The sequence below is a fragment of the Pseudomonas sp. MYb13 genome (assembly GCF_002980075.1).
Taxonomy (GTDB): Bacteria; Pseudomonadota; Gammaproteobacteria; order Pseudomonadales; family Pseudomonadaceae; genus Aquipseudomonas; species Aquipseudomonas lurida.
Window position 1 is genome coordinate 1 of sequence record NZ_PCQI01000035.1, and the last position, 8,399, is coordinate 8,399.

An 8,399-nucleotide genomic window follows, 5' to 3' on the forward strand; every position below is an offset into this window, starting at 1 on the left:
CACTGTCGGATTACGGGCACACCGAGCGTGAGCGAGGTGCCGAGTGTTGGGGCAAGAGCCCTTTTGGTTACTTTTGGGGCTCTTTTCCAAAAGTGACCCGCCGTAAGGGCGGAACCCATAGCAGCCGTTGCCTAAATAACGGATATGTACCCGGTCTGATCCAACCTCCAGGTCGGCTGTCAGGCCGCCTTCGCGGGCAAGCCCGCTCCCACAGTTGGATCGCGGGGTGCCAGGAAGAGAGTGGTTGGCTGTCAGGCAGCTTTCGCGAGCAAGCCCGCTCCCACATTTTTGGGTCGCGGGGTGTCAGGAAGAGAGTGGTTGGCTGTCAGGGCGCTTTCGCGAGCAAGCCCGCTCCCACAGTTGGGTCGCGGGGTGACAGGCAGATAGTGGTTGGCTGTCAGGGCGCCTTCGCGGGCAAGCCCGCTCCCACAGTTGGGTCGCGGAGTGTCAGGAAGATTGTGGTTGGCTGTCGGGCCGCCTTCGAGGGCAACCCCGCTCCCCATTTTGGAGCGCGGGTTACCGTCAGATAGGGGTCGGCCTGCAAGCCGGCGATAGCGTTATCACCCCTGCCACTTACCGCCTTCAACAATCACACTCTCAGGCTTCGTGTCATCGCTCAATTCCTTACGCACATATTGGTCGTACAGCTTGAGCAAGAATTTCTCCTCACCCAACTTCGCCAACTCGGCATTCACCCAGTCGCGCAGTTCGATGTTGCCCTTCTTCACAGCGGGCGCAATCGGCGCTTCATCACCGAGCTTCTCTTCCAGCACACGGTAACCGGGGTTCTGCTTGGCCCAGCTGAACAGCACCAGGTTGTCCTGGGCATAAGCATCGCCACGCCCGGCCGACAGCGCTTGCAGCGACTCGGAGTTTTTCTCGAACTTGAGCAGTTTCCAGTCCGGGTGGTTCTTGGTCAGCCAGATGTCGGCCGTGGTGCCGGTGGTCACGATGGTGGTGCGGGTAGCCAGGTCATCCAGGCTTTTCACCGCGCTGTCCTTTGGCACCAGGGCCTGTACCGCGACTTTCAGGTTGGGGTTGGTGAAGTCCACCGCTTCCTTGCGTTCCGGGGTCACGGTCATGTTGGCGAGGATCAAGTCGACCTTGTCGCTTTGCAAGAAAGGAATACGGCTGGCCGGCTCGACGGCGACAAACTCCACCTTGTTTTCATCACCCAGCAGGTCCTTGGCGAATTGGCGGCCGATGTCGGTATCGAAGCCGACATAGCGGCCGGCTTCGTTGACGAAGCCGAACGGCGGCTTGTCGGTGAAGACGCCGACAATCAGCTTGTCCCGCGCCTTGATCTTGTCGATGTAGCTCACGGCGGCAGCCGCCGGTTTGGTGGGCTCTTCGGCCTTTTTGTCGCAGCCGGCCAGTAACGCGACGGCAAACAGTGGCAGCAGTAACTTTTTCATATCAGCTCCAGTTCCTTGGTCTTTTTGGGCAGTGTTGAAACAAAGGAGAACTTCTCCAGGAACTGCTGCGCGCGTGCGGTTTGCGGGTTCGTAAAGAATTCTTCGGGGGTGTTGTGTTCGAGGATCCGACCGGCCTCCATGAACACCACGCGGTCGGCGACGGCGCGGGCAAAGGCCATTTCGTGAGTGACGATCAACAGGGTCATGCCATCGCGGGCCAGGCCCTGGATCACTTCCAGCACCTCCTTGACCATCTCTGGGTCGAGGGCGGCGGTGACTTCGTCAAACAGCATGACCTGGGGGTTCATGCACAGCGAGCGAACGATGGCGATGCGTTGCTGCTGGCCACCGGACAGCTGGCGCGGGAAGGCGTCGCGCTTGTCGGCCAGGCCTACACGGTCCAGCAGCCTCTCTGCCTGCTCGCGGGCTTCACGGGGGTCGCGCTTTTGCACCTTCAAGGGGCCGAGCAGGATGTTGTCGAGCACACTCATGTGCGGGAACAAGTGGTAGCTCTGGAACACCATGCCGATGTCCTGGCGCACTTGGCGCCAGTCGGTGCTTTTGTCCAAAAGCTGTTTGCCGGCAAAACGCAGGCTGCCGCTGTGCGCGACTTCCAGGCCATTGAGGCAACGCAGCAAGGTGCTTTTGCCGCAGCCGCTGGGGCCGAGGATCACCACCACTTCGCCGCTTTGCACGCTCAGGTCGATGCCCTTGAGCACCTGCTGGTCGCCGAAGAATTTGTTGAAACCCTGGAACTCGATCAATGCGCTCATGCTTGGGCCCAGCGCCGTTCCAGCACCTTGGAGGCGGCCGACAACGGGTAGCAGATAAAGAAGAAAAACAGGAACAGCACGCCGTAGATCAACACGGATTCATAGGTGCGCTCGATGATTTGCTGGCCGACCTTGATCACGTCCACTACGCCGATCAGCACCGCCAGGGAGCTGGTCTTGATGATGCGCGTGTAGACGTTGATGGTCGGTGGCGTCATGCGTTTAAGAGCCTGCGGCAGCAACACGTAGCCGTACAGCTGCGGGTCGGACAGGCCAATCGACAACCCTGCTTCGCGCTGCCCACGGGGAAGTGAATGCAACGCGCCGCGCACCACTTCGCCGACCTCACTGGCGCCCCACAGCGACAGCACCAGCACCGCGCACCAGAAGCTTGGAATGCTCAGGCCAAAGAAAATCGGCAGGCCAAAAAACAGCAGGTACAACCACACCAGCACCGGGATTGCGCGAAACAGCTCCAGGTACACGCGCAGCACAGCGTTGATCAGCGAGTTATTCAAGGTGCGCAGCACGCCATACAACACGCCGCCGACAGTGCTGAAGGCGATGCTCAAGAACGAAATCGACAAAGTCTGCGCAGCGCCCTTGCCCAGCTGCGGCAACGACACCCACAACAACTCAAGACCCGAACTGGCCATGCTGGAGCCTCCTTTCCAGGCGGCTGAGCAGCAGCGACAGCGGCAAGAACAGCAGCACGCAAATCAGCGTCAGCACGGCAAGCATTTCGTAGGTCTTGTAGTAGAGGGCGATGTAGCTCTTGGTGGTGTAGAGAATCTCCGGCACCGCCACGGCGGACACCACGGTGGTCTCCTTGAGCAGGAAGATAAAGTTGGCGAACAACGCCGGCAGGCTGAGAATGCCGGCCTGCGGCAGGATCACGTGGCGCAGCAGCTGCCAGTCGGACAGGCCGATGGATTTGCCCGACTCGATCTGTGCCAGCGGCACGGCTTCCACACCGGCGCGTAGCAGTTCGGTGAGGTAGGCACCACCGAGGAAGGTCATGGTAATGATCGCCGCCCAGAACCCGGAGATATTGAAACCTAGGGCCGGCAATGCGAAGTACACGAAGAACAGTTGGATCAGCAGCGGCGTGTTACGTGCCAGCTCCACATACAGCGCCACCAGCCGCGACAGGTACGGTGTGCGAAACACCAGCAAGGCTGCGTTGATCAGCGCCACCAGCAAGGAGGTGGCAATGGCGATCAGCCCCACTTGCAGCGTGACCCCCACGGCCTTTAGAAACGCCGGCAGGGTGCTGAGGATAAACGCGAAATCGAAGGTCATCTTGAGTCCATGACGCCGCAAGGGTAATGCAGCGAGCGCGATCGGGTCCGGCGTGGGTAACGCTGGGTAGCGCGAACTTTAAAGGTATAAAAAGCAAAATTTAAATACCCAAATAGCATATTGATATCACCCAAAAAGATAACCCCCGGATTCGCGGGTTTGCCGGGTGACGGCTATGGTTGGGGGGTCTGAGATTCGAGGGATTGAACCATGAACGAAGGGAAACCGATTGATCCGCAGGAGCTGGTGAAGTGGTTGGTGGCGTTGCGCAGGGCGATCAATAGCCGCGCGCTCTGACCCACTGAACATCCATTTTGAGAGGAAGATCAACTGTGGGAGGGGGGCATGCCCCCCCTCCCACATTTTTCTTGCATGCCAAATTCCAGGCATAAAAAAACGCCGACGCAATGCAAGCCGTCGGCGTTCAAACCTTGAAGGGGGTTTTGTCTACATCAGAACGCAGGCACTACCGCGCCGTTGTACTTCTTCTCGATGAAGGCTTTGACTTCCGGGCTGGTCAGGGCCTTGGAGAGTTTCTGGATAGCGTCGCTGTCCTTGTTGTCCGGGCGAGCCACCAGGAAGTTCACGTAGGGCGACTTGGCGTCTTCGATGATCAGCGCGTCTTTCGCTGGGTTGAGGCCAGCTTCCAGGGCGTAGTTGGTGTTGATCAGGTCCAGGTCAACCTGGTCCAGCACGCGTGGCAGCAGGGCCGACTCCAGCTCCTTGAATTTCAGGTGCTTGGGGTTGTCCTTGATGTCTTTTGGCGTAGCGAGGGCGTTGGTCGGGTCTTTCAGGGTGATCACACCGGCTTTTTGCAGCAACAACAGGGCGCGACCGCTGTTGGAGCCTTCGTTTGGAATGGCAACGGTGGCGCCATCTTTAAGCTCGGAGATGTTCTTGATCTTTTTCGAGTAACCGCCGAAGGGCTCAACGTGTACACCGACCACGGTGACCAGGTTGGTGCCCTTGCCCTTGTTGAAGTTTTCCAGGTACGGCAGGGTCTGGAAGTAGTTGGCGTCCAGGCGTTTCTCGGCCACTTGCACGTTGGGCTGTACGTAGTCGGTGAAGACTTTGATTTCCAGGTCCACGCCTTCTTTGGCGAGGGTTGGCTTGACCAGTTCGAGGATCTCGGCGTGCGGGATCGGGGTGGCGGCAACCACCAGTTTCTCGTTGGCCTGGGCGAAGCTTGCAGTCAGGGCAGCCGCCAGTGCGGTAAACAACAGAACCTTTTTCATGCAGTGTCCTTATCGAAATTCCGGGGCGTCTCTGACGACCGTTCTTATGAGGTGTGCCAGCGAAGTGCTATCGCGGCGTGGGAGGGACAATACCTAGATTTTTTATTCCCGAACAATATCTTTTATTCACGTTGATATTCCATTTTATTCATGTCGCCGCTTGGTCATGCAGAAAGCTGCGCAAGGCTTCCCGCTCGGCAGGGCTGGCGCGCTCAAAAATCCGCTGCACTTGCTCCAACGGCGAGCCGGCCACGGGCAGGTTCAGGTGCTCGGGCAAAATCTCGTCGCCGCTGCTGACCAGTAACGCAAAGTGAATAACGTTTTCCAGCTCACGGGTATTGCCCGGCCAGCTGTGGTGTTCCAGCACCCGCTGGGCGGCATCGCTGATCAGCGGCACCGGCAGGTCGAGGCGTTGGCTGTAGATACCGAGGAAGTACTCGGCCAGGGACAGGATGTCCCCGACACGCTCGCGCAGTGCGGGCAAGTCCAGCTGGCCTTCACTCAAGTAATGGAACAGGCGCTCATGGAACTTCCCGGCGGCCACGGCCTGGGCCAGGTCGATGCTGGTGGCCGCCACCAGGCGCACATCCACCGGGCTTGGCTGATGGGCACCCACGCGGGTGACTTCGTGGTTTTCCAGGGCGGCCAGCAGTTTCACCTGGATCGGCAGCGGCAAGTCGCCGATCTCATCCAGGTACAAGGTGCCGCCATTCGCCGACCCGAACCACCCTGCCCGGCTGCTGGCCGCGCCACTGTGGGCGCCGGCGGCATAACCGAACAGTTCGGCATCGGCATAGGTCGGGCTGATGGCGCCGCAATTGACCGAGACAAACAAGCCGGTGCGATCGCTGCCACGGTGGATATGCCGGGCCAGCAGCTCTTTACCGCTACCGGTCTCGCCGCGAATCAACACCGGCAGGGCGCGGGGCGCGAGGCTTTCCAGGTCTTCGCGCAGTTGCCGCGAACGGGGATCAACGAATACCAGCGCCTTGGCGCGGATGCTCAGCGGGCTTTTTTCCGCGTCAGGGAAGGTCAGCAGTGGCTGGCCGTAGGTTTCATGCAGGCTCATGGCAGGCTCCCGCCCCAAATCCACTCAGGGACGGGGCGTTGAAAAATAGTCAGGCAGTGCGCCGGGCGTGGTGCTCGAGGCGGCTTTGCAGGCGATAGAGGTACGCAAACCCCTGCTCCCAGCGCTGGTGGCCGGACTTCACGTTGATATGCCCGGCCCCGGACAGAATGCCGGCTTCGGCCCCCCAGTTGCGGGCCAGTTCCAGGGCGCGCGTGGCGCTGACGGCGCTGTCGTTGTCGGAGCTGACCACCTGGCTCGGAAACGGCAGCAGGTCGGTTGGAATAGGCGCGAAATTACGCAAGGCCGGAGCACAAGCGGGACGTTCGACATCCGCCGGCGCCACTAGCAACGCGCCACGCACCTTTCGCAAAAATTGCACCGGCGCGGTGGCCGCCCAATGCGCCACGGTGATGCAGCCCAGGCTATGGGCGATCAGGATCACCGGCGTGCTGTCGGCCGCAATGGCCTCGGCCAGTGCGGCCACCCAGTCTTCGCGGCGCGGGGTAAGCCAGTCGGCCTGCTCCACCCGCGCGCTGTTGGGCAGGCTGTTCTGCCAATGACTTTGCCAATGATCTTCTGGCGATCCTTGCCAGCCCGGCACGATCAGATAACGAATCGACTCGCTGTGCATGGGTGTGCCCTCCTGCAGCGTTTAACGTTGCTGAACAGTATAGGGACGGGGGTTATATTCGTTAAGGAATAAGAAGCTATTTATTAATAACCAAAATCTCAAATCCGACGGAGATCGAAAGGGGGGAGCGGGCTTGCCCGCGAATGCGGTGTAGCCGCCAGCGCGGCTGTTACTGACCCACCGCATTCGCGGGCAAGCCCACTCCCACATAGACCTCATTTCACATCGCGCTTCAACGCAATTTCAGGCAAAAAAAAGGCCGCACCCTGCCAAGGAAACGGCCAAAAAATTGTCGAGGCATTTGCCACTAACGTGCGGTAATCACCGACAACTTGGTAATGCCCGCGCGCTCGATAGACGCCATGGCTCGCGCCACTTCGCCGTAGTTCACTCCATCGTCAGCCTGCAGTTGCACCCGCACATCGGGGTCCTTGGCCTTGGCCGCCTGCAGGTTGAATTCCAGCAGGTCCGGCTGGATTTCGTCCTTGTTGATAAACAGTTTGCCGGCGCCGTCGATGCTCACCACCAGCGGGTCCTTCTGCTCGACCGGAGCCACGGCCTCGGTCTTGGGCAGGTTGATCGGAATCGCGTTGGTCAGCAGCGGCGCGGTGACGATAAACACCACCAGCAGTACCAGCATCACGTCCACCAGCGGCGTCACGTTGATCTCGCTCAGCACCTCATCGCTGTCTTGGGTGGAGAAGGCCATTTCAGGATGCCTCCTTCACTTTCTGCGGGTTGCCGGTCGCATTCTTGGTCAGGGCCGGATGCAACAGCACGCGGAACGCGTTCTTCTGCGCCAGGCTGTAGAAGTCGTGGGCGAAGTCGTCCAGGTCCGCAGCCGTCAGCTTCAAGCGACGCAGGAAATAGTTGTAGACCAGCACCGCCGGGACCGCGACGGCAATGCCGACGCCCGTTGCGACCAGTGCCGCACCGATCGGGCCGGCCACGGTTTCCAGGCTGGCGGAACCGGCGGCGCTGATGCCCTTGAGCGCTTCCATGATGCCCCACACGGTGCCGAACAGGCCGATAAACGGCGAGGTGCTGCCGATACTGGCGACCACGGCCAGGCCGGTTTCCAGTGAGCGGCGCTCACGCACGATTTGCTGGCGCAGGGCACGTTCGAGGCGGTCTTGATGGTTGATCGCCTGGCTCAGGTCGGCGGCGTGGGGTGCCTCGCCAACCTGGATCGCGGCATAACCGGCCTGGGCGACACGCGCCGCAGCGCCTGGCTGCGTTTCGGCTAACTCGGCGGCAGAGTCGAGACTCGAGGCCGCCCAGAACTGTTTATGGAACTTGCGATCCTGCGCCTTGAGGCGACCGAACTGCACACCCTTGAGCAGGGCCAGGCCCCAGGTCGCGACCGAAAAAACCACCAGCAGCCAGATCACCGCGCTTTCGATGGATTCAAGTGGAGATGCTAATGCCATGATGTTTTCCCTCTGTGCAGGTCGCGGCGTGTGCAACACACCGCAGCCGAATAGTTAGTGAATCTTGAAATCGATCGGTACGCTGACCCAGCCGTCCTGGGCCACATCGCCTTGCTTGGCCGGCACGAAGCTCCAACGCTTCACGGCGGCCAGTGCGGCGTCATCGAGTTGCTGGCGACCGCTGCTCTTCTGGACCTGGATCTCGCCCGGCTTGCCGCTGGCCAGTACCTTCACCCGCAACAACACCGTGCCTTCCCAACCGCGACGTTGGGCCAGGGACGGGTACTCCGGCGCCGGGTTCTTCAGGTACGCGGCGTTGGCCGAAGCCGGCGTTACCGGAGCCGGCGCAGGTGGAGCTGGGGGCGCAGGCGGCGCAGGTGTCGGTGGCGCAGGCGGCTGCTCGACCGGCTTCGGTGCAGGCTTGGGCTCAGGTTTTGGGACCGGCTTGGGCTTGGGTTTTGGAATCGGCTTGGGCGGCGCCGGCTTGGCAGCCAACTCATCCACGACCGGCGGCGGTGGCTCGACCACGGGCGGCGGTGGGGGT

General features: G+C 60.8%; 10 protein-coding genes. All 10 read right to left on the reverse strand.

What is annotated here, in order from left to right:
• Positions 1-560: 560 nt before the first annotated feature.
• Complete coding sequence (locus tag CQ002_RS27920) at positions 561-1,415, reverse strand: transporter substrate-binding domain-containing protein (RefSeq protein WP_034101897.1); 855 nt, start codon at positions 1,413-1,415, stop codon at positions 561-563.
• Entirely contained in the window at positions 1,412-2,188 is a 777-nt protein-coding gene (locus CQ002_RS27925; RefSeq protein WP_098465562.1) for an amino acid ABC transporter ATP-binding protein, read from the reverse strand. The genes CQ002_RS27920 and CQ002_RS27925 overlap by 4 nt, the downstream gene beginning before the upstream one ends.
• A complete protein-coding gene (locus CQ002_RS27930; RefSeq protein WP_034101895.1) occupies positions 2,185-2,844 on the reverse strand; it encodes an amino acid ABC transporter permease in 660 nt (219 codons plus the stop codon). The genes CQ002_RS27925 and CQ002_RS27930 overlap by 4 nt, the downstream gene beginning before the upstream one ends.
• The gene (locus CQ002_RS27935; RefSeq protein ID WP_105161468.1) at positions 2,825-3,490 is read right to left on the reverse strand and encodes an amino acid ABC transporter permease; all 666 of its coding nucleotides are present in this window, start codon (positions 3,488-3,490) and stop codon (positions 2,825-2,827) included. The genes CQ002_RS27930 and CQ002_RS27935 overlap by 20 nt, the downstream gene beginning before the upstream one ends.
• Positions 3,491-3,942: 452 nt before the next feature.
• Complete coding sequence (locus tag CQ002_RS27940; protein ID WP_028615272.1) at positions 3,943-4,725, reverse strand: MetQ/NlpA family ABC transporter substrate-binding protein; 783 nt, start codon at positions 4,723-4,725, stop codon at positions 3,943-3,945.
• Between the two features lie 148 nt (positions 4,726-4,873).
• A complete protein-coding gene (locus tag CQ002_RS27945; protein WP_098465560.1) occupies positions 4,874-5,794 on the reverse strand; it encodes a sigma 54-interacting transcriptional regulator in 921 nt (306 codons plus the stop codon).
• A 49-nt stretch (positions 5,795-5,843) separates the two neighbouring features.
• Complete coding sequence (locus tag CQ002_RS27950) at positions 5,844-6,425, reverse strand: alpha/beta hydrolase (RefSeq protein WP_105161467.1); 582 nt, start codon at positions 6,423-6,425, stop codon at positions 5,844-5,846.
• Positions 6,426-6,732: 307 nt separating this feature from the next.
• Entirely contained in the window at positions 6,733-7,134 is a 402-nt protein-coding gene (locus tag CQ002_RS27955; RefSeq protein WP_010565408.1) for a biopolymer transporter ExbD, read from the reverse strand.
• Between the two features lies 1 nt (position 7,135).
• Positions 7,136-7,855, reverse strand: coding sequence for a MotA/TolQ/ExbB proton channel family protein (locus CQ002_RS27960; RefSeq protein WP_034101888.1), 720 nt, complete (start codon positions 7,853-7,855; stop codon positions 7,136-7,138).
• Positions 7,856-7,909: 54 nt separating this feature from the next.
• The coding region (locus CQ002_RS27965; RefSeq protein ID WP_146119697.1) for an energy transducer TonB at positions 7,910-8,399 on the reverse strand (490 nt) is incomplete at its 5' end.